Here is a 26,476-nt window from a genome sequence, read left to right as displayed (position 1 = left end):
CCGATCGGGTTATCGTATGTAAAGCACCTCGTCTGCGCAGCAGGCGGGGTTTTTGGCTTTCACGGGGACTTTCAAAAAAATTTCAGAGCGGTGTTGTATGATGAGTCCGCAGACAGTCACCAGGGAAAAAACGTCTTTTTCAGAAAAGCGTTTTGAACAGGAAAAGGAGTTGGTAAAATATAATGGCAACTTGTCCATTTTCAAGCCTCATACATCTCTTCGGAGGAAAGAAAAAGTCCGCAGGTCGTTTTGAATGGCTGGAGAAAGCAAAATACGAACAGGTCATCATCGATCTGGAGGATCCCACGATCATGAAGCAACTCGAGATGATCAAGCTGACCAAGGAAGAAATCCAGGTAGCCAAATCAATCCAGTCCCTGATTATCCAGCATCTCGATGATATCGTGTCGAGCTTTTATCAGACGATTACCCACGTAGATGAACTTAAAGCAATCATTATAGAAAACAGCACGATCGAACGACTGCGCAAAACGCTTGAGACCCATTTGATCGAATTGTTCGACGGGAGGATTGATGCTAGCTTTTTACAGAAACGAACGCGGGTAGCGGAGGTTCATTACCGGATCGGCTTGGAGCCGAAATGGTATATGGGCGCTTTTCAGAACTTGCAGGGCACACTGTTGGACATTGTTCACCGCTATGTAGATAACCGCGAGGAGAGTATCGCCGTCAGCAAGGTGATTGCCAAAATTCTCAATTTTGAGCAGCAAATTGTTCTGGAAGCGTACGAAAAGGAAAATGTCCGCCAAAGGCAACAGCAATACGAGCGGGTCAAAGAAGAACTGAAGGGCAAGATCATGCTGGTCTCTGAGGAGATGACGGAGATCACCGAAAAGGCCAGTTCGTCAATCAAAGAGCTTTTTTTCAGCAGCCATGAGGTCCACCAGTCGGTTCTTCGCGGCGCGGAAACCTCGAGGGATACGCAGTTGCTTGCCGCGGAAGGAAAGGAGAAGCTGTCCGGATTGGAAGCGCGAATCGGTTCGATTTTTACCTACACCAACAATATGGAAGAGACGGTTCAAAGATTGAATCGATCAGTAGTGGAGATCGGAAATGTCATAAACCTCGTTCAGGAAATCGCGGTGCAAACAAACTTGCTTGCTTTAAATTCCTCGATAGAAGCGGCACGAGCGGGTGAGCATGGGAAAGGCTTCAGCGTTGTTGCCCAAGAAGTCCAGAAGCTCTCAAGGCAAACCAAGTCCTCCGTGGAGAAGATTAAGTCGTATATCGTGCAGACGCGTACGTATACCGAAGAAGTGGTACATGCCATACAAGAGGTTCAGACCTTTGTGCAGGAGAGCAAGCTGGAATCGGAAGCGACGGAGGCAGCCTTCCACCGCATTGTTCAATCGATGTCGAGCAGCCTGGGCGATGTGGAGAAGGTGGAAGAGGGGATGAAGACATTGGTTCAAAGCATGGAAGAGATTGGAACCGCGACGGAGAAAGTGGTCGCTTCGGCGGAAGTGTTACAAAAAGCTGCGGCAAGCGTCTAATTGTAGAGCGAGGTTACTTTCATTCGGGAGCGATTCTGCCTGATGGTCAGCTGACAAAGAAAGCGGGTGAAACTATGGATCATCAGATACATGGGACGTACGACACTTATTTAGTTATGCTATCGTATTTGATTGCGGTCACAGCTTCTTATTCCGCGCTTGACCTGGCCGGTCGGGTAACGGACAGCCGCGGCAAGCACAGGCTGCTCTGGCTGGTATTCGGTGCCATGTCGATGGGGCTGGGGATCTGGTCCATGCATTTTGTCGGGATGCTAGCCCTGACCTTGCCTGTCAGGGTTCTTTATGACCTGTCGCTTGTCATCCTTTCCGTCCTGTTTGCCATTTTCGTCTCGGGTATCGCTCTGCTTGCCGTCTCAAGGGACAAGCTGGCGGTCAAGGAGCTCGCCTTCGCCGGCGTACTGATGGCAGGCGGCATATCCGGCATGCACTACACCGGGATGGCCGCGATGATGATCGGGATCACCTACGACACCGGGCTCGTCATTCTGTCCGTCGTCATTGCCGCTACGGCTTCCTTTGCGGCCTTGTGGCTGCTGTTTTACTTTCGCAAGGACCAATCCCGCTATGCGTATCTGTACAAGCTGGCCAGCTCGCTCATTATGGGAGCGGCGATCGCGGGGATGCATTATACCGGGATGGTTGCCGCGCATTTCCATGCAAGCGAGCACCAGGATGGCGTCGAGCTGCAAGTCGAAACGGAAACGCTGGCTTACATCATCGTTTTTGCCACCTTTCTGCTATTGGGCATTACATTGGTTGGCGTATTTATCAACAAACGGCTTACACAAAAAGACATGGTCATCCAGGAAAATGAAAGCTGGTACCGTTCGCTGTACAAAAATAACGAGTACGGCATTATTTCCCTGGATAAAACCGGGATCATCATCAATATGAACCCCGCTGTCACCAAAATCATTGGCCTTCGAGCGGAAGATTGGATCAATCAGCATGTTTCCGCAATCGGACTGGACATGCTCGCAGACGATCAGGCTGCGAAAAGCGGAGCGGATGGACAATCTCCCGGACTGCTGCCCAAAGATTTTGAGACTTCCCTTGTTCACCCGAGCGGCCACCAGGTCGAGTTAAGTGTAATGACCATACCTGTCGAGATAGATGGAAATATAGTCGGAAATCATATTTTCATTAAAGATATAACGGAAGAAAATTCAGCCAAAATGAAAATCAGGCATCTGGCTTATCACGACGAGCTGACGGGCTTGCCCAATCGAAGAAAGCTCAATGAGCGCCTGAACCAGGCGATCGAGCAAAGCAATCGGGATTCATCCGCATTTGCCGTGATGGTTCTGGATATTGACCGTTTCAAAATGATCAACGATTCGCTTGGACATACGTATGGGGACATCTTTTTACAAGGGGTGAGCGACCGAATCGTCAAGAGCGCAGAGGGATTCGAGACAACGATAGCCCGCATGGGGGGAGACGAATTCACCATCCTCTGCCAGACCGGCCCGGACGGCGAAGAAGCGGCCAAATTGGCCGATCGGATCATTGCCGCATTGAAGAAGCCGTTCCATTTAAAGGACAATGACTTCTACATTTCCGCGAGCATTGGGACCGCGTTGTTTCCGGTTCATGGCAGGGATGCCGTCGAGCTGCTCAAAAAAGCGGATACCGCGATGTACAAGGTGAAAAAGCAGGGCAAGAACGGACATCAATTTTACTCTCCGGAACTCGATATTCAATTGTTGGAAAATATCGGTCTGGAGAGCGATCTCAGAAAGGCGATTGAACGCAACGAGCTGGTCGTGTATTACCAGCCGCAATTCCATGCCCAAAGCAACCGAATGATCGGTGTGGAGGCGCTGGTCAGGTGGAATCATCCGACCAGGGGAATGCTGGCTCCCGGCGTGTTTATTCCCATCGCGGAGGAGACCGGCCTGATTTACGAAATCGGTACATGGGTTCTGAGCGAAGCGTGCCGGCAAATGAAGAAATGGCATGATCAAGGCGGACCGTTGATACCGGTGTCCGTCAATCTTTCTTCTCATCAATTCCATCAGCCGAATTTGGTCGAGTACATTGTCAAAATTCTCGAGGAGACAAAGCTGGAGCCAAAGTACCTGGAGCTGGAAATAACGGAGAGCATGATGATGGACCCTGCCGTATCGATCGGCATCTTGGAGGAGCTGAACAAGATCGGGACCAGAATCAGCCTGGACGACTTCGGGACGGGCTACAGCTCGCTTAGCTATTTGAAAAAATTCCCGATCCACAAATTGAAAATCGATCGTTCCTTCATCACCGATATTTCCGAAAATCAAAACGATAAAGCGATTGTAGCGACGATCATTTCCATGGCCCAGCATCTGAAGCTGGATGTGATCGCGGAAGGAATCGAAACCAAGGACCAGCTCGACATCCTCACGGAAAACGACTGCCACGAAATCCAAGGGTACTATTTCAGCAGCCCGTTGTCTGCCCAAGAGGTGGAACAAGTCTTTTTCGTGCCAAACCGCTTGCCCAATAACCTCACGGGACAAGCAGCCAAGCAGCCATGACTGCTTGTGGATCAGGCTTTTAGCGAAAACAAAAATCCCGTCTCATCCAAGAAGCGAGACGGGATTTTCCTATGTGCCGGCTGGATTCGCTTTTCCTGTGACGTTCTATCATCCGGATGCAGGTCCGGGACATCCGTTAAATCTGCGATGGCTCCGGAATTCTTTCCCCGATGTTCCGGCCAATCGCAATCGAGGCCGTCGCCGCAGGTGAAGGCGCATTCAAAATATGAGTAGACCGCTCATTGGTGACGATCAGGAAATCGTCGACCAATTTTCCGTCCTTTGTAAGAGCTTGGGCCCTTACGCCATTTTCGGATTTCACGAGATCCTCTGCGCGCACTTCCGGTATCAACCGCTGCAGGCTCTGGACGAACACCTTTTTGCTGAACGAGCGGACCATTTCCTTCCAGCCCTCGCCCAGGTTGCTGTAGGCGATTTTCCAGAAGGCGGGATAGGTCAGGACTTCCGTTATATCCTTGAGATTAAAATCGGTTTTGCGGTAGCCTTCCCGTTTAAAGCTCAGCACCGCGTTCGGACCGGCGTGCACGTGGCCATCCATCATCCGGGTGAAGTGGACGCCGAGGAAAGGAAAGTTCGGGTTCGGTACCGGATAGATCAAATTTTTCACCAAATAATGCTTTTCCGGCTTCAATTCGTAGTACTCCCCGCGGAACGGGACGATTTTCATGTCCGTTTTCAATCCCTGAATCGCCGCGATGCGGTCGCAATGCAGGCCGGCGCAATTGATCAGATAGCGGCTGTGGATCGTATTGTTGGCGCATTCGATCTCGATTCCCGAGCTGTTTTCCTTTATATTTTCGACTTTCGTCCCCAGGAGAATGTCGCCGCCCTTCTCCTGGATGACCTTGGCAAGAGCTTCTGCGACGCGCTTGTAGTTGACGATTCCGGCTTCCTTTACCTGGATGGCTTTCAGGCCGAATGCATGGGGCTCGATCTCCGCGAGCTGCTCGGCATCAATAATGGAAACGTCGAGCTTGTTTTCAAGACCGCGCTTATATAGGTTTTCAAGCAGGGGCAGCTCATGTTGCTCCGTTGCCACAATCACTTTTCCGCACATGTCGTAAGGGATTTCATGCTGGCTGCAAAAGGCGCGCAGCAAGTCGCCGCCTTCTTTTGAGAGCTTTGCCTTCAGGCTGCCCGGCTTGTAATAAATGCCGGAATGGATTACGCCGCTATTATGACCGGTTTGGTGAAAAGCAAGGGTGCGTTCCTTTTCGACGACGGCAATTTTGGCTTCAGGGTACTTTTCGACAAGCGCATAACCGGTTGAGAGACCTACGATTCCGCCCCCGACAATGACATAGTCATACATGATATCACCTTTCTCCGCTAAGCATTCCTGAATATCAGTTCAGTTCCGCAATTTGCAAGCATAAATGACAAGTTGTATTACAATTATAATACACATGTATTACAAATCAACCTTAATGAGTTCAAAAGAAATAAATTATTTGGAATATAGACAAACTTATAATCGTGTTGTATTCTTTATATCACCTAATATCACCATAAGAATCATATCAAACTAGTTCTAAAGGAAAAGGATGTGATTATAAGAGTACGTATTTTTGTAGTACAAGTTGTTATAACAAGTTATCGGAAATTCTTACAAAATCAGAACGACAATTCGTAGATGTTTACGCAAACGGGGCAAGCGAGCAGGCGAAAGCCTTTTCCCCAAAAAACTAGGGCAAGGAATTGTGCAGGACACAAAATCCGACGCAAAAAGGCAGGAACCCGACATGGAAATAACCGTCTTGTATCAAGGCTTTCCGGGGAGATCAAGCCGCGGTTTTCTCGGATGGAGCAGCTGTGTGTTGATCCGCCGGGAGGGAGAACGGCCGATTTTGTATGACACGGTCGGCTTCAATGAGCGGTATTCGCTGCTGGCCAAACTGAAGGAGCTGGGCGTCCGTCCCGAAGATGTCGGCACGGTTCTGTTAAGCCACTTTCATTTTGACCACGCTGTCAACTATCCGCTGTTTCCGAACGCTGCGTTTTACCTGCATGAAGAAGAAGTCAAACATATAGAAGAGAACGGAGAAAAAGACCTCGCCGTTCCTCGCGAAATGTTTCCGGCTTTGCGGGATTCCGGGAGGCTGTCGCTTCTGTCCGGAGAGTCCGGTGTTGTCGAAGGGCTTCCGTGGCTGCTGACACCGGGGCACACCCCGGGCCTGTACTCCATTTTGACCGAATACCAGGGGAAAAAGTGGGCGCTCGTGTCGGACGCGGTGAAAAACATCGTCGAGCTGACCAGTGGCGAAGCGGTAATGACATGGGATGAGGCCAAAAGCAGAGCGAGTATCCGCTCGATCGCGCAATGGGCAGACGTTGTCGTCCCCGGCCATGATCGATTGCTGGAGATCGAAAGAACCAGGCAAGGCATCGTCGTCAAAGCGTTGTATGAAAGCGCTGTAGAAATTATCGTGCCTTGGGCGGACGAGGCATTCTCGATCAAAATCTGAAACGACAGAAGGTGATGAAAGTGAATAATCTAAAGGGCGCCATCGATATACACGTCCACTCCAGTCCGAGCATTTTTCCCCGATCGGTAAACGATCTGGAGCTGGCGGAGCAGGCAAAGCAGGCGGGGATGCGGGCCATCGTCCTGAAGGCGCATGAAGAATCGACGGTTTCCCGGGCGCAGCTTGTCAGCAAAGTGGTGGAGGGCATCGAAGTATACGGCTCGCTGGTGCTCAATGAGTACGTCGGCGGCCTCAACCCGTACGCCGTAGACATGGCGATTCAGCAGGGGGCAAAGCTGATCTGGATGCCTACAGGCTCAGCCAAGCATCATCTCGATCATTACGGCGGAAAGAGCGACTACAAGGAACAGAAATCAACCATTCGCCTCCTGCCTCAGAAAGGGATCACGATCCTTTCGGAGGACGGCGAGCTGCTGCCAGTCGTCTATGACATCATCGATCTAATCAAGGGCACCGGAGCCGTATTGGCAACAGGCCATCTGTCTCCCCTGGAAACCCGGAAGCTCGTAGAAGTCGCGACTGCTCGCGGGGTTGAGAAGGTGCTTGTGGCCCATCCCGATTTGAAAATCAACAAGATGGACCTCTCCTTGCAAATCGAATTGGTCAAAATGGGCGCGTACGTCGAGAAGTCGATGCTGACGCTGATGCCGCTGTGGAAGTCGATCGAACCGGACGAGCTGGTACAGGGCATCCGCCAGATCGGCATTGAAAAGTGCATTCTGCAAACCGATTTTGGACAGGCCAATCATCCGGTGCCGACGGAAGGGTACAACCAGTTCATTCAAATCTTGCTTGCGCAGGGCATGACAGAGAAAGAGGTTGAGCAAATGGCTTGTTTCAACCCGGCAGAATTAATCGGGCTTACGTAAAGACTACAGAAGGGGTTGAAAAAGTATGGCGCAAGCACAGGTATCAAACAAGCCGTGGTATAAAGAGGTTACGCAAAACCAGTGGCGGGCCTTGATCGCGGCCGGTTCCGGGTGGGCTCTCGACGCGATGGACGTGATGCTCTACTCGATGGTTCTGGTGCAAGTGATGCAAGAATTGCAGATGGACAAGACAGTAGGCGGTTTTTTGGCAACGCTTACTTTGCTCAGCTCGGCCTTCGGCGGACTTTTGTTCGGGATGGTCGCTGACCGCTATGGACGCACGAAATCATTGATGATCAGTATTATTGTGTACTCATTGTTCACGTTCCTCTGTGGCTTCTCGCAAACGGTTACACAATTAGCCGTCTTCCGTTTGCTGCTTGGACTCGGCATGGGCGGAGAATGGGTCGCCGGCGCTGCGTTGATCACGGAGACGTGGGACGCGAAGCATCGCGGAAAAGCGATGGGTCTCGTGCAGAGCGCCTGGGCAATCGGTTACGCGCTGGCTGCGATTGTGGCCGGTCTGGTCATTCCGCTGTGGGGCTGGCGAGGCGTGTTCTTTTTCGGGATTGTTCCGGCTTTGGTCGCCATTTGGATCCGCAAAGGCACAAAAGAGCCTGAGATCTGGGAAAAAATGAAGCAGGATGCCACCCAGAAGCAGAAAAGCAAGCCAAAGCTGGTCGAGCTGTTTTCCGGCAAGGTTCTCCGTTGGACCATACTCGGGGCGGCATTGAGCGTTTGCGCGCAGTTTGGCTACTGGGGATTGTTTACCTGGATTCCTTCCTACCTCGGCACGCCGGTGGAACAAGGCGGGGCTGGTCTGGATATCATGAAATCTACCACCTGGATTGTGATCATGCAGACAGGTGCCTGGTTCGGTTACGTCTCCTTCGGCTTTTTGGCGGATAAGATCGGACGGAAAAAGACATTTATCCTGTTCTTCGCACTGGCAGCGCTGCTTGTTCCGTTTTACGGCATGTCCAGCGATGCGACAAGGCTGTTGATCCTCGGTCCGTTTGTCGCCTTCTTCGGATCGGGCTACTTTAGCGGATTTGGGGCCGTTCTGGCCGAGCTGTTCCCGACAGAGATCCGCGCGACCGGACAAGGGTTCTGCTACAATTTTGGACGCGGTATCGCTGCAACCGCGCCGACCCTAGTCGGATTTATGGCGACCGGTATGGGGTTGGGCGCGGCTTTCGGGTTCCTGGCCATCGCGTTTGCGCTGGCAGCCGTCCTCGTTCTGCTGTTCCTGCCGGAAACAATGGGCAAGCAGCTAAACTAGCAAAGCTCTATCAATAAACAAGCGATCAAACGCAAAAAGAAAGTTCATTGTGGATGAGGAGTCCATCATGAACTTTTCTTTTTCCCGAAACAAGGGGCCTTTGGCGGAAAAGAGTTGCCCGGTCAAGACGATGAAAAACGATATTTGTATTACAATTATGCTGTGACTGAACAGAGGCTATCCCTGGTCCCTCTCTTTGTTTGTCCGCGAAAAGAGATGGGAGAAGTCGGACAGATTTGACTTTGAAATCAAAATAATTTACAATTTGTATTACAAATAAAATTAAAAGAGAATCGGAGATGTACGATGTCCAAAGAAAAACTGTCGCAAATCATTTCGCGTGAGTTGTTAAAGCTGATCGAGGCGGGCAAATATCCCCCGGGCTCGAAATTGCCGACAGAAATGGAGCTGGCCGCCCAGTTTGGCGTGAGCCGAATCCCGATCCGGGAAGCGCTCAGCGTACTGCGGGCAGCCGGTGTGATCAACTCGCGCCAGGGGGGCGGGAGCTTCGTCGAGGAGCGGAACGGCTCCAACATATTCAGCAACATCCACATTGAAAATGACGATGCGGAGTGGATCAGGCATCTTTTTGAAATGAGGAAAATCCTTGAGCCTGAGGCTGCTTATCTGGCTGCTCTGAGACGAACGCCCGAACAGCTGGAGCGGATGAGAGAGGCGCTGGAGTGGCTGGAGGAGGAGCTGGCCGACGACAGCAAGATCGGCATGGAAGCGGATATGGAGTTCCACCGGTCGATGTTTTTGGCGACGCATAACCCGGTCATGATCCAGGCGATGGAAAATCTGTCTTCTCTCTACGAGCGCGCCCTGAAAATCACCCTTCAGTCCAACCTGGGCTTGAAACAGAAACGAAAAGCGGTCTACCAGGAGCACCAGAACATTCTGGCGGCCATCGAGATGGAAGAGCCGGAATTGGCGAAGATTCAATGCACCATACACCTCAAGAATGCGGAGAAAAAGCTGGACCTGTTCTCGTAGACAAACAACAAGAGGAGAAAAAGACGATGACAGATAGGCAAATCAAACAGATTCTCGACATTGTCAAAACAGGCAGGGTGCTTACCGAGGAAAGCGACCGGTTCAGCTACTCCTTCGACGCCTCGTTTGGAACATATCTGCCCGACGCGGTCATCCAGACGAAAAGCGTGGAGGAGCTGGCCGAGCTGGTGAAATACGCCAACCGCGAGAAAATTCCCGTCTATCCCCGCGGCCAATCGACCAGCTTGAGCGGAGGGCCGCTTCCGGTCAAGGGAGGGATGGTCATCGATTTGTCGGTGATGAACGAGCTGCTGGAGATCGACGAGGAAGATTTGGTCGCCATTGTCTCTCCGGGAGTGCTCACCGCCGACATTCACAAAGCGGCGGAAGCAAAGGGACTCATGTATCCGCCCGACCCGAGCAGCTCCCACGTGTCTACCATCGGCGGGAACCTGGCGGAGAATTCCGGCGGACCGCGAGGCTTGAAATACGGCGTGACAAAAGATTACGTGATCGGACTGGAAGTCATCACCCCAGAGGGGGAGATCATCCGAACAGGAGGAAGGACGGTCAAAAACGTGACCGGCTATGACTTGACCAAGCTGATCGTCGGATCGGAAGGCACGCTTGGCATCATCACCAAAGCCATTCTGCGGCTGATCCCGAAGCCTCCCGCCTCGGAAACGGTGATGGCCGTCTTTGACAGTCTGGTTGACGCGGGGAGAGCGATCTCCCAAATCCTCACCTCCGGCATCCTGCCATCCAAAATGGAGCTGATGGACCAGGCCTCCATGGTGGCGGTCGAAAACTACCAGCCGTCGGGCTTGCCCATCGATGCGGAGGCGTTGATCCTGATCGAGCTGGACGGCCATCCGATGGCGGTCCGCGACGAAGCCCAGCAGGTCTCCCAGGTATGCAAGCAAATCGGTGCCAGGGAAGTGCGCGTCCCGCAAACAAAGGCGGAAAAGGAAGATGTCTGGAAGGCGAGAAAGCTCGTTTCTCCGGCGATCGTCAAGGTGAAGCCGACGAAAATTTCCGAGGATGCCACGGTGCCGCGCAGCAAAATTCCCGAGATGTGCCGCCGCCTGCAGGAGATCAAGGAGAAGTACAATATCCACCTCGTCGTGTTTGGCCATGTTGGCGACGGAAACCTCCATCCGAACATCATCGCGGACAAAACGGACAAGGAAGAAATGGCCCGTGTGGAAAAAGCCGTTGCGGAAATTTTCGAAGCAGCCGTGCAGCTCGGGGGCACGCTGTCCGGAGAGCACGGCATCGGCACGATGAAAGCGCCGTTTATGGAAATGGAATTGGGAGCCGCCGGTCTGGATATGATGAAGCGGATCAAGCAAGCGTGGGACCCCCGTAACATTATGAACCCCGGCAAGATTTTTCCGGAGCCCGGACAAAAGTTGGTGTTGAGCGAATGAGCGAAAATCTTGCGGCACTGCGTGAAGAGCTGAATTACGACAAAACCAACAAATGCGTACAGTGCGGCTACTGTCTGCCCGCCTGTCCGACTTATTTGACAATGGGCAAGGAAACGCATTCCCCGCGCGGCCGGATCAACCTGGTCAAGATGGCGGGCGAAGGGAAAATCAAGGATTTGTCGGTACTGGAGGAGCCGCTGGATCTGTGCCTCGGCTGCCGGGCCTGCGAAACGGTCTGTCCGACAGGCGTGGAATACGGCGCGATCCTCGAATCGGCCCGCGCGGCCGTGACGCGGCGCAAGAAGTTTTCCGTGCCCGTCAAAGCGCTCAGAAACACGCTGTTCAAAAAGGTTTTCCCCAGCCGCAGGGCGATGAATCTGATCGGCAACGCCATGTGGCTGTATGAAAAAACCGGTGTTCGGAAGCTGGCGAGAAAAAGCGGGCTGATGGAGAAGCTGCCCGCCCATCTGGGAGAATTTGAAAAGATCATGCCGGCGGCGGTATCGCCGAAAGAACGCTCCAGCCTGCCGAGGTTTACGAGCGCGAAGGGTGAAAAGAAATACACGGTTGCGTTCTTTGTCGGCTGCGTCATGGACGCGATGTTCAGAAGGATCAATCAGCTGTCCGTCCAACTGCTGGCGGAAGTCGGCTGCGATGTGATCGTCGTCGAGAAGCAGACCTGCTGCGGCGCGCTGCATGCGCACACAGGAGAAATGGAAGAGAGCAAACAGCTGGCGAAGCAAAATATTGTCGCGTTTGAACAGGCGGAAGTGGACTTCATCGTAAACAACGCGGGAGGCTGTGGCGCGATGATGGTGGAATACGATCATCTGTTGGCGGGCGAACCAGAATGGGCTGAGCGTGCCCGCCAGTTTGCCGGGAAAACGAAAGACATTTCCCAGGTACTTGCCCTGTGCGGCGGGATCGTGGGACAAGAAAGACCTGCAGAGAGGGTTACGTACCAGCGTTCTTGTCATATGACCAACGTCCAAAAAGTAACCGCAGACCCGCTGAAGCTGATCAAAAGCCTGCCCAACGTGGAGCTGGTCGAGATGAATGAGGCCAATATGTGCTGCGGTTCGGCGGGGATTTACAACATCGTGCAGTACGATGCCTCGATGGAAATCCTCGACCACAAAATGAAGCACGTCAAAGATACGCAGACAACCACGATTGTCACGACAAACCCGGGCTGCCTTTTGCAAATGAAGCTCGGCATCGAGCGCGAAAACCTGAATGGCCGGATGCGGGCCGTCCACCTGGTGGAATACCTGGCCGAAAGATGCGGGATCAACTGATTGGTACAGACAGAAAAAAGCGGATCATCAAAAAGCGTCAAACGCCTGATGATCCGCTTCTCTTTGGTAAGCCGCGGCTGAAGCCCCTAGTTTTTATATTTCACATAAATAAACTTGTTCTGTATATAAACGAAGCGAACGCCGCCACATATTACGCAGCTTCTCCCATTCCGCAGCGTCGGACTCTCTGTGCAGCAAGCGAAGAGGGATTTTCAGGTTCAGCAAGCGGCCGTTGATCTGGAAGCGGGTGACTCCGGCCGGAAGCACGCGTCCTTCCTCAATCACCCGCTCCAGCTCCCCGAACGAAAGCGGCTTGAATCTGATCAGCAGCATCCCGCTGTCCGGCAAACGGCAGGTTCCGGCAGGGACCCGCTTGACCGCTCCAGACGCGCTGTACGTGGAGACCACCTTGTGACACACCTGCAGAAGGTCCTGTTGACCTCCGAAACCCGGGGCGCTCACATTTCCGCGCTCATCGACGATCTCCAACCATCCTTGCCGCTGTCTTGCAGCTTCGCCGCCCGTTGCCCAGTCAAGGGAAGCGTCCTGAAAAAGCTGACGGACTCCCCCGTTCGCAGGCACGATATGATGCCACGCTTCGACAGAAAAATCCTCCCGCCTCGCGACCTGTACAGGCACCTTGCAGTACCCCAGCAGCCTGAGAGCGCCGATGCGGTGGGCACCATCCAGCACCAGATAGCGGCCGTCTCTCATTTCCGTCGCCAATACCGGATGGCGCAGGAACCCGTCTTCTTTCATCGACTGGCTGACCCGTTCAAGCCTTGACGGTTCATGCTCTTCGTGAAGCGACATTTTGTCCAGCTCGATCAATCGCAGTGACAGCAATACTTCTGACATGAGAGCCTCCTTTTTACCCCTTGCCACTCGGGATGGCTACGTGAGAACAGGTGTGCTTTCCAAATAAATGCGCTCGGGATGAGGGTGGCTGAGGAAATCGTGGTGAGAAATCGCCCACCCGTATGCCCCGGCGTACAAAAAGAGAACCACGTCACTGATACGGATGCGGTCGACGAGCACATCCCTGGCAAATACATCTTTCGGCGTGCAAAGCTGGCCGACGATGGTCACGTCGCTGTCAGTGGTTCCCTTCCGCTCGAATGGATACTTCCACGTGTCCAGCGGTATGACGGCGAATGGATGGTTGTGCTGCCAGGAAACCGGCAAACGAAAATGGTGGGTGCCTCCTCTGACAATGACAAAATGCTTGCCGTGGTTTTTCTTGATGTCGATCACTTCTGCGGCATAGTAGCCGCAAGCCGCGGTCAGAAAGCGGCCGCATTCAAACAGCATCGAGGTTCCCTCTTTGTTCCGCTCGCTGATGAGGCGCGAAAGGCCGTCGGCAAAATCGTTCCATGCAAACTGGCTGTGGATGTCAGCGTAATTGACCCCGATCCCGCCTCCGACGTTGATCGTAGAGACGTTGATGCCGTATTGCTCGGACCAGCCATCCACCTTGTCAAAATAGTAGGCGAGCAGCTCCAGATGGCTGCGCCAGTCCAACTGGTTGGAGAGCGAGTGCAGGTGGAATCCCTCCAGCGAAATGTGCGGGCAAGACAACGCCAGCTGTATCGCTTCCCCGACCAGAGGCTCGTCGATGCCAAACTGCGTCGGCGTTCCGGCCATGGCGAGGGTCGCTTGCGGGAAGGGCCCGCTCAGGTTGATGCGGAGGAGGATGGAGACGATCCTATTCATGGATGCGGCTATGTGTTCCACTCTTTTCAATTCATGCAGGCTCTCCACATGCAAGAGTGCGACCTGCTGCTCGATCGCTCCCCTGATTTCCGCGTCCGTCTTCCCCGGCCCGCCGAAGATAACAGGTATCCGTTCACTTGCGGCCCGCGCTTTTATCACTTCTCCGAGGGAAGCCACCTCAAGGCCGTGTACATGCTCGCTGACCGTTTTCAGAATCTCCGCGTCAGAGTTGGCTTTCATCGCGTAAAACAGGCGGCAGGAAGGAGGAAGCAAGCGTGTCACTTCCTCGACATGTCGCCGCAGCGCATCGAGATCGTACAGATAGGCGCAAATCGGCTGTTCCTGTGCGCGCTTTTTTTCCTCTATGATCCGGGCCAGCTGGTTCAACAGGTTCAGGGGACTTGGCGGATTCATACCATCAGCTCCTTCAAAGCCCTGTGCAGCGGATTTGCGACCGGATGCTCCCGGTAAAGGGTTTCTCCGCATAACCGGCGGATCGTCAATTGCCCGACCAGCACGTTCTCCTGGAACAGATCGAGCTTGGCGAACAACTCGCGAAGCTGCGGGAATTGCTTTTGGTAGGAAAGAATGATCTCAGCGGCCATCGCCCAAAAGCTGTGCTCGGAAAAACCGTACTGCTCTTTCAGGAACATGGCAAACTCCGACAGGTTGATATGAAAGAACGCGTCATGCAAAAAGTCGGTGACCTCGGCGGCCTGCTCTGTCGCCATGGACGAAATGACATTGGAATGGAAGGCAGGCGGAGCCTTCAAATGGGGCTGGGACGCTTTATCGGCCAATTCCCCTGTGTAGCAGCGGATTCCTCCGGGAAAATCGCGCAGAGCGACCCGCGTGGGCAATCCGTCGCGGTGGAGCAGCACCATGTTTTGCGCATGCGATTCCAGGGCGATGCCGTGGGCGTACATAAAATGCACGAGCGGGAGAATGGAGGCTTCCAGTACACGCTTCAGCCATGCGGGCAAGCCGTATGTCTGTACCCACGCATCAATGAAAGGAATGCCGTCCGCACCGATGTGGCACAGTGCCGTAAAGGGAACGGCGTTTTCGTCCGGGTCCAGATAAAGAGAAACATTTTCCCGCCAAATAGCGCCCAATGAACCGTACATCTCCCTTTGAACGGCTTCGGGCAGATCCGGATCGGAAAAGTGGACGCCCAGCACTTCCTGCAGCAAGACCACGCGCAGTTCGTCCCGCAAGTAGGAATCGCCCTTTCTGATCGATTCCAGCCAGTCGGAGACAATCGCGGCGTTTTCCACGTGATGGTGACCGAGAATGCGGCTTGCCGACGTATTTTGAATGCTCAGCGAAACCTTGACGTGCGCTTTCCCGGGAGATGTCCGGTTGGTCAGCGTGCGGATGGACTGCTGGGGGCTGTAATCATCGGTTCCTTCCCCCAACAAAAGCAACTGTCCGCTGCCGATTTGCTCGAAAAAGGCGTCCGCAACTTTTTTCTCCCACTGCCACGGGTGAACAGGCACAAATACGTACTCCTCCGGATCGTATCCCCGGCTGCGGATTTGTTCCGCGAAAGTCCGATGCACAGCTTCTCCCAGCTCGCTGCGCAGAAACTCCTGAACATCCAGGCCCGTGGAGGAAGAAATGACGGCTCTCTGTCTCTGCACGGCAACCCAGAAAAGCTTGAACCAAGGCTTGAAGTCTGGACCATACGCCGCGTTTTCCGCCGGGCTGAAGCCGATCCTTGACTTGTAGCAAGGGTGGTACGGATGGCCATCCAGGATGTCACCCTCCAGCTCGGCATAGCTGTGGGCCGGGGAAGCAGGCGGGCGCTTCGTCTGGAGGTATTTTGCGCACGTGTCATGAAGCAGAGTTTGCCGGATTTCCTTGATAAAGACTTCCAGCTGTTTCGGCTCCTCCTTGGCGACCGGGCCGATTTCTTCCACGAAGGTCGCCAGGCAGGTTGCCTCCGTCTCGTTCCCGTCTTCCCTTCTCATGATAGGGGCCGCCGTCAAGCGGACTCTCGCATAGCTTAGCTTCCTTTGGCCGCGGCAAAGATATTGCACCGGTTTACCTGTCCGGGTACGGCCTTCCAGCACGAATCCCCTCTCGCCGTCAGGAAGAACCAGCGATTTTTCCTCGACCAGCTCTTCGTAGATCAGGGATTCAACGATCTGCCGGAAAATCCGTCTGCGCACCTTGGCATATTCGGGACTGCGCAAGGCAGCCTCCCAAGCCTGCATCGGGAGTGCGGGATCAAAAGATTTACTCATAACGTTCTCCATGGTTTCACCCCTTCATGGTAAAGGCAGTTCCTGTACGGTTTATTACTCGTCAGCAGCGAATCGGATTGGGAATGTCCACATAGAGCGGCGATTCGCCTCTCCGCTGAAAGATGCTGACCAGATTGGCTTTTGCCGGCATCGTTTTGCCATGCAACAAAGCATCGATGCAGCCTGCCATTCGCTCGGACAAAGGGCGTTTGCGCTGCTCCAGCAAGGTGTTTCTGGCAATGCTCCAAAAAGCGGACTCATCCTGCCCTCCGTATTTGGCCAGGGTACGCGCGACATAGCCGAGATGGTTGACAAAAAAGTAATATTGCAAGCGGCGCCACGCCTGTTCTCGTGAATAGAGAACGGGGCTGTCCGCATCCACCAGCGTGCCGACCCACCCCTTGCCGAGAGCGGTTTCCCGGTCTACGCTGATGCCCTCCAGATCGCGAACGTACAGCTTGACAGGCCAGCCGCTCTCCAGCCTGACCAGCGAGTTCTGGGCATGCGCCTCCAGGCTCACTCCCGTTTCCGAGAAAAGCGAGAGCACCGGCAGCATGCTGATTGAGAGGTACTGCCGGAACCAATCGGCCAGATCGGGCAAACGGCGGCTATCGTTTTCCCGCATGGCGCGGAATAAAGCGGGTTCGGTTTCGCCAGGGGGCGCTTCCATCAGGGAACCGACGACGAAGACAGGACTGTCCTCGTACCGAAGCTCCGGCGGATTTTCGCGAAAGACAACGGCGCACTCTTGCATAAGCAGGTCGTTCTCCGAGGGAGGAAGCTCCGGCAGGGAAATGGATCGAAACCCGTATTCCATCAATACCCGGAAGCGCTCGTTATGAAAGGCGTTCTTTTCTTGCAGGACGATTTTCGCCGCATCCATCGTTCGTTTGATCTGTTCACGCGTATTGACTCTGATGAAGTTCGTGATGCGGACGTGAAGCGGCAGCTTGAACTGGCAGCAGTGCGCAGGCTCCCAGACGGTCCTCACCGAGGAAGTGGGATAGACGTCGTCTCCCATCGGCCCCAGGTCGGCGATTTTCCCCTCAAGAAAAAGGCCGCGGAGCTGTTCGTGCGAGGACAGATAGCGGGCCTGCCAAGGGTGGCAGGGAAGCAGCTTGTAATCTTTTTGCCCCCTGTCCGCTTGGGCCGCCGCCGCTTCCCGAACAGGCTGTGGTATGCAAGCTTCCGCGCCGCCCGCTTCGGGGTGCTCCATCCACTCTTCCGCGATCAGCTCGGGGGAAACAGTCAAATAGTGCAGCGGAAACGACGCCCCGAGCTCTGGAGCGAACCTGTGCAGGTCTCGTTCCGCGAATCCTGCCGAGCTTTTCGGAGTCGGGTGAAACGGATGGCCGAAAAAGAGCGATTGTTCCGATGAAAGAAAGCCGGACGATGGTTGCCGAGTCTGCCGCCGGAGGAGAAAATGGCGAAGGTAGCCCTCGGTCTTTTGCACGCTGTTTTGGATGTGCATAAGCAGCTCGCTTTTCTTTTGGAGTCGAATCTCTTCGTTTTTTTCAAGGTGGGAAAGCTCTTCGAGGATGAAATGAATCAGCTGCCAGCCGTCGATCCTTCGATAGGAAGACTCCGTCGCTTGATAGAAAGAGGAGCCGTACGCGTGCTGACCCCCTCTTGACCAAAAGGTCATCTCGCCGGCGAGCGAAACGCCGGTGCTGGTCAAGTCGAGGCGAAACATCGCCCCAGCCGCGAGCGGAATGGAAAGCTGCTTTTGATCAGGCTGGACTCTCGGGTCGAAAATGCCGTTTTCGCGAAGATAGGCGTTCAACACCCTTTCGATCGCCGCATGTTCGGCCCATAGCGCTTCCAGCGGCCGCTTTTGGAAAGCGATCCCCTCTGCATGTTTCATTGCCGCATCCCCTGCCTTTCTTGTCAAAATCCCAGAAAAGTTACTCGGAAAGCCTTTAATACAAGGAGAGCGGAAGACCGACCCCGAGCTCCACTGCCCGTTGATATATTTTTTGGGCGCAGGCGATGTCCTCGACTGCCATGCCCATCGGGTTAAGGATGATGATTTCTTCGTCTGTCTCCCGGCCGCATGTTTTGCCGATGAGGATTTCCCCCAGCTCCGCATGCAGCTGCTCGCGCGAGAATTTTCCTTCCAGCACGAGCTGGTTGATCACTTTTTTCTCGCGGTTAGACTGATCCCAATCGTCGACAACCACTTTGTCGGCGCGGATAAACACTTCTTTATGCAAGTCCATAATCGAGACATTGCTGACAAAAGCGCCTTTTTGCAGCCATTCAAAAGGAATGTACGGCTGGTCTGCAACCGTGCAAGTCACCACGACTTCTCCCTGTCGAATCGCCTGTTCGGCTGATTCTTTGACAGTAAAGGAGACAGCCGGGAAGGATTTGGCCATATCCTGGGCCAATTGCCGGGCGGCCTTTTCATGGAGGTCGAACAAATAGACGGCTTCAATCTGGGGGAATTGTTCCAGCAGGGATTGCAGCTGCCTTCTGGCGATGAGCCCGCAGCCTATGCATGATACCGTGGCAAACCCTTGCTTGGCCAAGTGGCGCGCAGCCACTACCGTGACCGCAGCGGTCCTCATGCTGCTGATCAGGCCCGCCTCCATCACCGCAATCGGGTAGCGGGAAACGGGGTCGTTCAAAATAATCAGACCGCTCGCCCTCTCAAGCCCTCTTTTTTCCGGATTGTCGTGCTTGCTGCCAATCCATTTGATGCCGGAGACGGAACCCTCCCCGCCTACATGGGCAGGCATGGCAATAATGCGGTCGGCGATGTGGCCGTCTTTTTCGTTTGTTCTGAGGTACGGCTTCAGCGGCTGGACGTATTGTCCTCGAGCGTGCTTGGCCAGCACCTCGGCGATTGCTTCGACATAAAGGGCCGACGCGTTCCCGCCCAGAGCAGCAATCGTCTCCCTGTTCAGGTACAGCAGAGCGGGAGTGTGGGGGGCCGTATGGCTTGTGACCGCGGCTCGCTGTCTTGTGGTGTTGATCACGGGACACACCTCTTTCGTTTCGCATGGTTTTTAACGAGCAGGCAAACCGGAAACCCAATCGTCATCGTAAACCGTGTCCAGATAACGGTCCCCTCTGTCGGGCAAGATGACGGCGATGCGATAGGTGGGAGGAAAGGCGGGAAGCAGCTTGCGAACGGCGGCGATCACCGAACCGGAAGAGCCTCCGGCGAAAATCCCTTCATGGAACAGCAGATCCCTGCAGCCCTGTACGGATTCCCGATCGCTGACATGTACGACCTCGTCGATTTCGTCCGGGTTGAGCAGCTCGGGTACGCGGCTTGAACCGATGCCCGGCAGTTCCCGGGGAGCCGAGGGAGAACCGAAGATGATCGAGCCGACCGCATCCACGGCCACGATTTTGATGTGCGGAAAAGCTTCCCGCAAGCGACGGGCGTTGCCCATAATGCTGCCTGTCGTGCTTACGGCGGCAAACAGGCAATCCACCGGCTCGTCCAGTTGTTCCACGAGCTCGCTGCCGGTCCCGTAATAATGGGCCTTCCAGTTCAGCTCGTTGGCGTACTGGTTGATCCAGAAGCTGTCGGGGAGTATGGTCAACAGCTCCTGTACTCTGCGGATACGGGTCTGCAAATATCCGCCCTGATCGTCCGGCTGATCCACCATGTCAACATTGGCGCCGAGCTGGTGCAGGATTTGGAGATTCGCCTTCGTAATTTTCGGGTCGACGACGCATGTAAACGACAGTCCGTAGACTCTGGCAACCATGGCGAGCGCGACGCCGAGGTTGCCGGACGTGCTCTCGATGATGTGTGTGCCGGGACGGATCGTCCCATCCTTCAGCCCCTGTTCGACAATGTAGCGGGCGGGGCGGTCCTTCATGCTGCCGCCCGGGTTCATAAACTCAAGCTTGGCCAGCACGCTCAACGCTTGATGCGGAAAAAGCCGGTTGAGCTGAACCAAGGGAGTGTGTCCGACGCAATCGACGATGGAGGATTTGACAGCGGGTCGTGCTCCTGCAAAAGGCATGCGGATCCCTCCTTAAACAAAAATGATAATCATTATCATTTGTGGTCAAAAAAATGAGGATGTTGCCCGATGGGTAGATCCCTTTCATTTACATCCATTCTTGTTTTTGCTACATTGAAAAAAGGTGCCCTTTTTTACCCAGTAAAAATCGGGGTACCGATCGAACGCCGTTACCAGACTGCACCGGCCAAAGTCTGCCTGGTTAGCGGCTTTTTCCTGTTTTCGTAAAAATACTTGCCGGATGGACCGGATTGCATTGCTTCTCGTTGTTCTCCTCGCTAACTGCACTCGCTACACTTTCCCTTCGCCCTCACTGGTAGAAAATCACCTCCTTCCCCGTCCGGTTCTCCCGTGGGCAACCCCATTTTAGATGATATTGATAATCATTGTCAATAATTCCTTTTATTTACATTGCAGCTGATTGTTTTTTTTCCGTCAGCAGCAGATAAACGAAATAGGGCGCGCCGATCATCGCTGTGATCAACCCGCAGGGAAGCTCTACCGGAGCTGCGATCGTTCGGCCGATGAAATCGGACGCGAGAACAAGCAGCCCGCCGGTCAGCGCAGCGGCCGGAAGCAGAGTCGTGTGGGAGGGTCCGGCCAACCGTCTGGCGATATGCGGAGCCATCAGACCTACAAAATACACGGTTCCGGCGGTCGCCACGGAAGCTGCCGCCAATGCGACGCTGACCAGAATCAGCCCGCCCCGCACCCACTCGATTTTGCTGCCAAGCCCTTTGGAGACGTCATCGCCCAGCTGCAGCAGGTTCAGCTGCCGGGAGAGCAAAAACGCCAGCGGGAGGAACAGAAGCATCCAGGGAAGGAGGGCGTAGAAGTGCTCCCATCCCCTGCCGTAAACGCTCCCTGTCATCCAGATCAGAGCCTGCGTGACCAGCATGATTTTTCCGGACATCATGATGATCGTGATCAAGGCCTGCGCGACCGCGGAGACGCCCACCCCGACCAGAATGATCCGGTACATCGAGCTCCCCCCCTTCCAGCCAAGCCAGTAAGTGAGGGCCGCCGCGAGCAGCGCTCCCGCAAATGCGGCAGGCGGCAATAAGCCGAGCGGAACCGCTGGCAGCGCGACGATCACGAGAACAGCGGCGAGCGAAGCCCCTGCATTCAGCCCGATGACGCCGGGAGATGCGAGAGGATTGGATGTGATCCCCTGCAAAATCGCGCCCGAAACAGCCAGTCCCGCCCCTGCCAAAAAGGCAATCAGGGCACGCGGAAGACGCAGCGTATTGACGATAAACGCATGTTCCCCGCTCCCCAGCCCGAGCAGCGTACGGACCACTTCCCACAGAGACAGGTCGTATACTCCCGCCCCTACATTGGCCGCCAAAAAAGCGATGTTAAGCAGGATAAGCAAGGCAAAAAGCGTTGTCGTCCGCCCCTGCAGCATTTCCCCCTTCATAGCTTGTGCACCCTCCTCCGCGCCAGGTAGATAAAGAATGGAGCCCCGATGATAGCTGTCATCACGCCGACAGGCAGCTCCTGATTGTCCAAAATGAACCGGGCCGCCACATCAGCGAGCAGCAGCAAAGCAGCGCCCGCCACCGCCGAGTAGGCAAAAATCCAGCGGTGGTCTTTGCCGACAGCGGACCTGACAAGATGCGGAACGGCGAGCCCGACAAATCCGATGGGACCGGCCACCGCTACACTGCTGCCGGAAAGCAGCACCACAGCGGTAAAAGCGAGCGTGCGCACCAGCGTTGTACGCTGCCCCAAGCTTTTGGCTACATCGTCTCCGAACTGCAGGGTATCGACTTCCCTGCTCAACAGAAAGGCAAGCAGCAGCCCGGCGATCATGAAGGGCAGAACCCGGATGAGAAGCTCCAGGTCCCTCCCCACGACCGACCCTGCCAGCCAAAAGCGCATTTCATCAAGGGAACGCTCGTGAAAGATCAGGATCGATTGCGTGGACGCCGACAACAGGGTTGTGACAGAAACGCCTGCCAGCGTCAGCTTCAGAGGAGTCATTCCGGTTCGCCCGACTGAACCGAGCAGGAAGACGAGAATGGATACCGCCCCCGCCCCGATAAAAGCGGCCCATGCATAGAGGGTGAGATTTTGCCCCCCGACGAGAAACAGGGACAAGACAACCATAAGCGCGGCTCCGTGATTGATGCCCAGCAGATCGGGAGCAGCCAATGGATTTCGGGTCAAAGCCTGTGTCATGGCCCCCGCCACGGCGAGGCACCCTCCCACCGCCGCGGCAATCAACGCTCGGGGAAGACGGGTGGTATAAATGATCAGCTGTTCCCTCGACCCGTCAAATTCAAGGAATGTTTCGACAACGGTTTGCATACTGATGTCCACAATCCCAAAAGAAATGCTGACCCCGATAAAGAAGAGGACTGCTACAAGTCCCATGATCAGCCCGATAAGCAGACAGAGATGATTCCGCGATTTGCTCACGACGCTCACTCGCAATCCATGAATTTACATAAATATCCTTGACAACCGTATTTATCAAGTATATGATTCCTAATTGTGAGAATAGTTATCATTCTCATAAAAAATATACTGAGCAAGGGGGAATCTGTCAATGTATTCCATTTCAAGACACACCCTTTTCTTTTTTCTGCTGATATTGTCTCTCTCTCTTTTCTTGTTTGGATGCGGCAATTCCGCCGCAACACCGGCTCAAGGAACACCGGCGTCCAATGCTCCGACCCAGGCGAGTCCGCAAGAACATACCGTAAAGGACGCGATGGGTGAAGTGAAGGTGCCTGCTGAACCCAAACGCATCGTCGTTCTGGACAATGGCGCTCTGGATAACCTTCTCGGACTCGGCGTAACTCCTGTGGGGGCTGCCACGGTGTCTTTGGACAAACCGTTTTTCTCCTATCTGGGCGACAAAACAAGCGGGATTGAAAAGGTGGGTACGATCGACCAGCCGAATCTGGAAGCCGTCTCCGCATTGAAGCCGGATTTGATCCTGGGAACCAAAGACCAGCACGAGGCCATTCATTCCAAGCTGATGCAAATTGCCCCCACTGTTTTCGTGGAGACGCTGGGACTGGATTGGAAGGGAAACTTGAAGCTGCATGCCGAAGCTGTGGGAAAAGCGAAGGAAGCTGAAAAGATGATTGGCGATTATGAAAAGCGCGTGGCCGAATTCAAGGCGAAAATGGGCGATAAAGTCGGGAAAACAGAAGTTTCCATGTTGCGGATGAATGCGGATCACATTCGCATTTACCTGTCGGAATCGTACAGCGGGAAATTCATCGAGGAGCTTGGTTTCCCCCGTCCGAAGGCCCAGTCGGAGAAAGAGTTTGCCAAGAAAGCGACAGAAGAGCAAATCGCCGATATGGACGGGGACGTCATCTTCTGGTTCAGCCGCGACCAGGAAAACATCATGACGACAAAGCTGAAGGACAACCCCCTTTGGGCGACGTTAAAGGCGGTTCAGGCCGGGAATGTGTATGAGGTGTCGACCGACCCGTGGCTGAGCGGGATGGGGGTTGTGTCGCGAAATCTGATGCTGGACGAAGTGATCAAGCATCTGGACAAGTAAGGCGGGCGTCATCAGGAGAGCCAGCATGCTCCGGGAATCAACCGGAGCATGCTGGCTTTTATGTTTCCAGCAGCGTCCACGGGCAAAAAAAATAATATTCCACGGAAACCAGCTATTGACAGTTTTTGTTTACAAGCGTAATATCAGAGGCAGCAAGTTTTATTTACAACTGTAAATCATGGAGCGAGCCAGGGTGAGTACCAAGCAACATGCCGGAGAGGGGAAAACATGGATATTTTGATTCGCGCTTTTCTTTGGTTTCTGGATGCTACCGTAGCGGCGAGCGTTGTCCTGCTGCTGGTAATGGCTGTGCAAAGACTGTTCCGCCGCAGGCTGAGTCCCCGCCTTGCACATGTTTTGTGGCTGCTGGTGCTGGTGCGGCTGTTGGTCCCCGTTTTCCCGGACAGCCCGGTGAGCGTCTTTCATCTCTTGCAGACGGGTTCGGAGAGCAAACAGGCTTCGCTGTTCGACCGGCCAGCAGAGAACCAGCTGCTCCCGCAGGCGTATGGAGATCGCCGCGATGCTGCAATCCCGGAGACTCGGATGAATCCGCCGCTGATGGAAGGCCCGCGGTCGCTGACGGATGTTCCCGCCCGGCAAGCGGATGAGGCACCGGAACAAGCCGGCTCCGCCTATCCGCTCGGCATGCAAGTCGCCGCTGTCGTATGGCTGGCTGGAGCCGTGGCCCTGATGCTGTATGTGGCCGCATTTTCGGTGAGGATGAGTCGGCAGCGCAGGCGGATGAAGCCGCTGACAGACCCGGAAATCCTGTCGATCGCAGAGGCTTGCCGAGTGCGTCTGGGGATCGGGAAACCTGTTCCCGTCTATACCGGTCATCACGCGAACAGCCCGTACCTCTCCGGATTTTTCCGCCCGTGGATCTATCTGCCCGAAGCGATGGCCAAGGAGCTGAGCGCATCCCAGCTTACCCACATCCTTTTGCACGAGCTTGCCCATCACAAAAGAAAAGACATCATATGGAATGCGATAGGAAGCTTGGCGCTGGCGGTCCATTGGATGAATCCGCTGGTGTGGATCGGCATGAAGCGGATGAAAGCGGACAGGGAGCTTGCCTGTGACGCCTGCGTTCTGGAGGCGCTCGGCGAAGCGGAGGCGGTGCCGTACGGGATGACGATCATCGAATGCCTGAAGCGCTTTTCTCCCGCTGGCCGCCAGTCTGAATTGCTGTATTTTTTCGGACCCGATCATCGAGTTGAAATGAAGAGGAGGATTCACTTGATCAAGTCGTTTAAAAAGGGATCGTATAAACTGTCTTTCGCTGCCGTTTTATGCGTGGGGGTTCTGGGGGCGGCAACCTTGACCAACGCCAGCAGTCCGGTGCCCGCCAGCGCTCCTCAAGCTCCCGGCAGCCAGTTTGCAAGCACGGAAGCGGCGGAGAAGGCACGGCTATTGTTTGATTCGGAGCGGCGGTACTATAGAAATCTGGAAAAAGTCGTCAAGCTTTCCGATTTCAAGTTCAAGGTTCCGGCAGCCTTGCCCGCTGGTTACCGCTTTACAGAAGGCGCCTTTGCACCAAAGGAAAAAGGCGGGGCAAAATTGGCGTTGCTGAATTTCGATAAAAGTGTCGAAGGTATTCATCAGGGAGAGTTCAGCTTGTTCGCACAACCAGCCGAAGCGGATCTGCAAGCCGTAGTCGGCCACTTTTTAAGAAAGGAACTTACTGAAATTTCGATTGTGGAAAACAATAAGGAAAGAAAGGAGTTGCTGGAAAAGCGGAAACAGCCCCTCAACGTTCAAGGACAAAAAGTGGAGAAGGTCACAATCAAACATGGAACAGTTAGCGATTGGCAGCGCCATTATTTTTGGCAGGATCAGGGGATTCAGTATAAAATCGAGACTACCTCATCAACCGCCGAGCTCCAGGATGACGAAATAGTCAAGACGATTTCTTCGATGAAGTATCCGGATAAAGAACTCTTCGCGCGATTCATCGGCGAAGAACAGTTGAACGAAGAGATTTATGATTCAGAAGACGTGAAACAGGTACCCAAAGCAGTCGGCTTTGTCCCCAAGCTTCCTTTGCAGCTTCCGGGATCGCTTCCAGCGGTGAAGGCTACGATTACCGCGAAGCTCGATTTCAGCTATCCCGAAAATAAGGCAGACGAAAAGAGCAGGGTCCTTTCTATCTTCTATAAATCAGCCGATAAGAGCAACCCGGGTATCAAACGGGTGAAGCTTCAGCAAATCAAGAATAACAACATGTACGAAACGTTCAAGAAGAACGGGAATGTCGCCTTTTCCCGGATCAACGGCGAAAAAGATGCAGTGAAAGCAGAGGTGATAAAAATAGCTGGAAAGGAGCTGCTGAAGACGGCCACGTATAAATATGACGAATCAAATCACCCATCAAACGTCGGGATGGTCTCCTATTTCTGGAAAGAAAACGATGTGTGCTTGAAAGTTACCTTTTGGAATGATGGCCAGGGAAATGACGACCCGAATCGAAACAAGATTCTGGAGTTCCTGATGAATGAGAAGCCTGTCGATCTGGCTACTTTCAAATAAAGCTTATTTGCTAGAGAGGGAGCCGACAGCCGCCGCGTTG

General features: G+C 54.1%; 19 protein-coding genes. 10 read left to right on the top strand and 9 right to left on the bottom strand.

Features of this window, described 5'->3' with window-relative positions; all coding sequences use genetic code 11:
* Nucleotides 1-311: 311 nt before the first annotated feature.
* Entirely contained in the window at nucleotides 312-1,514 is a 1,203-nt protein-coding gene (locus tag Q3F21_RS08265) for a protoglobin domain-containing protein (RefSeq protein ID WP_340251213.1), read from the top strand.
* A 74-nt stretch (nucleotides 1,515-1,588) separates the two neighbouring features.
* Nucleotides 1,589-4,054, top strand: coding sequence for an EAL domain-containing protein (locus Q3F21_RS08260; RefSeq protein WP_340251211.1), 2,466 nt, complete (start codon nucleotides 1,589-1,591; stop codon nucleotides 4,052-4,054).
* Nucleotides 4,055-4,190: 136 nt separating this feature from the next.
* On the opposite strand, the gene lhgO is transcribed toward Q3F21_RS08260, so the two are convergent.
* Entirely contained in the window at nucleotides 4,191-5,387 is a 1,197-nt protein-coding gene (gene lhgO / locus Q3F21_RS08255; protein WP_340251208.1) for an L-2-hydroxyglutarate oxidase, read from the bottom strand.
* A 430-nt stretch (nucleotides 5,388-5,817) separates the two neighbouring features.
* Between lhgO and Q3F21_RS08250 the strand changes: the two genes are divergently transcribed.
* The 6 genes from Q3F21_RS08250 to Q3F21_RS08225 all read left to right on the top strand — a co-directional run bounded on the left by Q3F21_RS08250 (nucleotide 5,818) and on the right by Q3F21_RS08225 (nucleotide 12,436).
* On the top strand, nucleotides 5,818-6,540 hold the full coding sequence (locus Q3F21_RS08250) for an MBL fold metallo-hydrolase (protein ID WP_340251206.1): 723 nt from the start codon (nucleotides 5,818-5,820) through the stop codon (nucleotides 6,538-6,540).
* A gap of 20 nt (nucleotides 6,541-6,560) precedes the next feature.
* A complete protein-coding gene (locus tag Q3F21_RS08245) occupies nucleotides 6,561-7,430 on the top strand; it encodes a DUF6282 family protein (protein ID WP_340251204.1) in 870 nt (289 codons plus the stop codon).
* 25 nt (nucleotides 7,431-7,455) lie between these two features.
* The gene (locus Q3F21_RS08240; RefSeq protein ID WP_340251202.1) at nucleotides 7,456-8,712 is read left to right on the top strand and encodes an MFS transporter; all 1,257 of its coding nucleotides are present in this window, start codon (nucleotides 7,456-7,458) and stop codon (nucleotides 8,710-8,712) included.
* A gap of 306 nt (nucleotides 8,713-9,018) precedes the next feature.
* On the top strand, nucleotides 9,019-9,708 hold the full coding sequence (locus tag Q3F21_RS08235) for a FadR/GntR family transcriptional regulator (protein ID WP_340251200.1): 690 nt from the start codon (nucleotides 9,019-9,021) through the stop codon (nucleotides 9,706-9,708).
* A gap of 26 nt (nucleotides 9,709-9,734) precedes the next feature.
* Nucleotides 9,735-11,138, top strand: coding sequence for an FAD-binding oxidoreductase (locus Q3F21_RS08230; protein WP_340251198.1), 1,404 nt, complete (start codon nucleotides 9,735-9,737; stop codon nucleotides 11,136-11,138).
* The gene (locus tag Q3F21_RS08225) at nucleotides 11,135-12,436 is read left to right on the top strand and encodes a (Fe-S)-binding protein (protein ID WP_340251196.1); all 1,302 of its coding nucleotides are present in this window, start codon (nucleotides 11,135-11,137) and stop codon (nucleotides 12,434-12,436) included. Before Q3F21_RS08230 ends, Q3F21_RS08225 begins: the two co-directional genes overlap by 4 nt.
* Before the next feature lie 93 nt (nucleotides 12,437-12,529).
* On the opposite strand, the gene Q3F21_RS08220 is transcribed toward Q3F21_RS08225, so the two are convergent.
* The 8 genes from Q3F21_RS08220 to Q3F21_RS08185 form a co-directional block, all read right to left on the bottom strand.
* The gene (locus Q3F21_RS08220) at nucleotides 12,530-13,294 is read right to left on the bottom strand and encodes a ParB N-terminal domain-containing protein (protein ID WP_340251194.1); all 765 of its coding nucleotides are present in this window, start codon (nucleotides 13,292-13,294) and stop codon (nucleotides 12,530-12,532) included.
* A 36-nt stretch (nucleotides 13,295-13,330) separates the two neighbouring features.
* A complete protein-coding gene (locus Q3F21_RS08215; protein WP_340251192.1) occupies nucleotides 13,331-14,563 on the bottom strand; it encodes a type III PLP-dependent enzyme in 1,233 nt (410 codons plus the stop codon).
* On the bottom strand, nucleotides 14,560-16,398 hold the full coding sequence (locus tag Q3F21_RS08210) for an IucA/IucC family protein (RefSeq protein ID WP_340251190.1): 1,839 nt from the start codon (nucleotides 16,396-16,398) through the stop codon (nucleotides 14,560-14,562). Before Q3F21_RS08210 ends, Q3F21_RS08215 begins: the two co-directional genes overlap by 4 nt.
* Before the next feature lie 61 nt (nucleotides 16,399-16,459).
* On the bottom strand, nucleotides 16,460-18,262 hold the full coding sequence (locus Q3F21_RS08205) for an IucA/IucC family protein (RefSeq protein ID WP_340251188.1): 1,803 nt from the start codon (nucleotides 18,260-18,262) through the stop codon (nucleotides 16,460-16,462).
* Between the two features lie 55 nt (nucleotides 18,263-18,317).
* Nucleotides 18,318-19,316, bottom strand: a complete 999-nt coding sequence (gene sbnB, locus Q3F21_RS08200) for a 2,3-diaminopropionate biosynthesis protein SbnB (protein WP_425341231.1) — start codon at nucleotides 19,314-19,316, stop codon at nucleotides 18,318-18,320.
* A 93-nt stretch (nucleotides 19,317-19,409) separates the two neighbouring features.
* Nucleotides 19,410-20,384 carry a 2,3-diaminopropionate biosynthesis protein SbnA gene (gene sbnA, locus Q3F21_RS08195; protein WP_340251186.1) on the bottom strand — a complete coding sequence of 325 codons (975 nt, stop codon included), beginning with the start codon at nucleotides 20,382-20,384 and terminating at the stop codon, nucleotides 19,410-19,412.
* Nucleotides 20,385-20,790: 406 nt separating this feature from the next.
* Nucleotides 20,791-21,804, bottom strand: a complete 1,014-nt coding sequence (locus Q3F21_RS08190; protein WP_340251182.1) for a FecCD family ABC transporter permease — start codon at nucleotides 21,802-21,804, stop codon at nucleotides 20,791-20,793.
* Nucleotides 21,801-22,763, bottom strand: a complete 963-nt coding sequence (locus tag Q3F21_RS08185; RefSeq protein WP_340251306.1) for a FecCD family ABC transporter permease — start codon at nucleotides 22,761-22,763, stop codon at nucleotides 21,801-21,803. Before Q3F21_RS08185 ends, Q3F21_RS08190 begins: the two co-directional genes overlap by 4 nt.
* Nucleotides 22,764-22,938: 175 nt before the next feature.
* Here Q3F21_RS08185 and Q3F21_RS08180 point away from each other — a divergent pair, with 175 nt between their 5' ends.
* Together Q3F21_RS08180 and Q3F21_RS08175 are read left to right on the top strand one after the other, a co-directional pair.
* Entirely contained in the window at nucleotides 22,939-23,910 is a 972-nt protein-coding gene (locus Q3F21_RS08180) for an ABC transporter substrate-binding protein (RefSeq protein WP_340251179.1), read from the top strand.
* 228 nt (nucleotides 23,911-24,138) lie between these two features.
* Nucleotides 24,139-26,436, top strand: coding sequence for a M56 family metallopeptidase (locus tag Q3F21_RS08175; RefSeq protein ID WP_340251177.1), 2,298 nt, complete (start codon nucleotides 24,139-24,141; stop codon nucleotides 26,434-26,436).
* The last annotated feature ends 40 nt before the right edge of the window (nucleotides 26,437-26,476 follow it).

Origin of the sequence: Brevibacillus borstelensis (assembly GCF_037834415.1) — a bacterium.
Lineage (GTDB): Bacteria > Bacillota > Bacilli > Brevibacillales > Brevibacillaceae > Brevibacillus > Brevibacillus borstelensis_A.
Note: the sequence above shows the minus strand (reverse complement) of the source record. Positions and strands in the feature narration are given on the sequence as shown.

Bases quoted from the DNA above. Each gene is read 5' to 3' on its own strand.
- Q3F21_RS08265 (WP_340251213.1), top strand. From the start codon at position 312: ATGAAGCAACTCGAGATGATCAAGCTGACCAAGGAAGAAATCCAGGTA.
- Q3F21_RS08260 (WP_340251211.1), top strand. From the start codon at position 1,589: ATGGATCATCAGATACATGGGACGTACGACACTTATTTAGTTATGCTA.
- lhgO (WP_340251208.1), bottom strand. From the start codon at position 5,387: ATGTATGACTATGTCATTGTCGGGGGCGGAATCGTAGGTCTCTCAACC.
- Q3F21_RS08250 (WP_340251206.1), top strand. From the start codon at position 5,818: ATGGAAATAACCGTCTTGTATCAAGGCTTTCCGGGGAGATCAAGCCGC.
- Q3F21_RS08240 (WP_340251202.1), top strand. From the start codon at position 7,456: ATGGCGCAAGCACAGGTATCAAACAAGCCGTGGTATAAAGAGGTTACG.
- Q3F21_RS08235 (WP_340251200.1), top strand. From the start codon at position 9,019: ATGTCCAAAGAAAAACTGTCGCAAATCATTTCGCGTGAGTTGTTAAAG.
- Q3F21_RS08230 (WP_340251198.1), top strand. From the start codon at position 9,735: ATGACAGATAGGCAAATCAAACAGATTCTCGACATTGTCAAAACAGGC.
- Q3F21_RS08225 (WP_340251196.1), top strand. From the start codon at position 11,135: ATGAGCGAAAATCTTGCGGCACTGCGTGAAGAGCTGAATTACGACAAA.
- Q3F21_RS08220 (WP_340251194.1), bottom strand. From the start codon at position 13,294: ATGTCAGAAGTATTGCTGTCACTGCGATTGATCGAGCTGGACAAAATG.
- Q3F21_RS08215 (WP_340251192.1), bottom strand. From the start codon at position 14,563: ATGAATCCGCCAAGTCCCCTGAACCTGTTGAACCAGCTGGCCCGGATC.
- Q3F21_RS08210 (WP_340251190.1), bottom strand. From the start codon at position 16,398: ATGAGTAAATCTTTTGATCCCGCACTCCCGATGCAGGCTTGGGAGGCT.
- Q3F21_RS08205 (WP_340251188.1), bottom strand. From the start codon at position 18,262: ATGAAACATGCAGAGGGGATCGCTTTCCAAAAGCGGCCGCTGGAAGCG.
- sbnA (WP_340251186.1), bottom strand. From the start codon at position 20,384: ATGCCTTTTGCAGGAGCACGACCCGCTGTCAAATCCTCCATCGTCGAT.
- Q3F21_RS08190 (WP_340251182.1), bottom strand. From the start codon at position 21,804: ATGAAGGGGGAAATGCTGCAGGGGCGGACGACAACGCTTTTTGCCTTG.
- Q3F21_RS08185 (WP_340251306.1), bottom strand. From the start codon at position 22,763: ATGGGACTTGTAGCAGTCCTCTTCTTTATCGGGGTCAGCATTTCTTTT.
- Q3F21_RS08180 (WP_340251179.1), top strand. From the start codon at position 22,939: ATGTATTCCATTTCAAGACACACCCTTTTCTTTTTTCTGCTGATATTG.
- Q3F21_RS08175 (WP_340251177.1), top strand. From the start codon at position 24,139: ATGGATATTTTGATTCGCGCTTTTCTTTGGTTTCTGGATGCTACCGTA.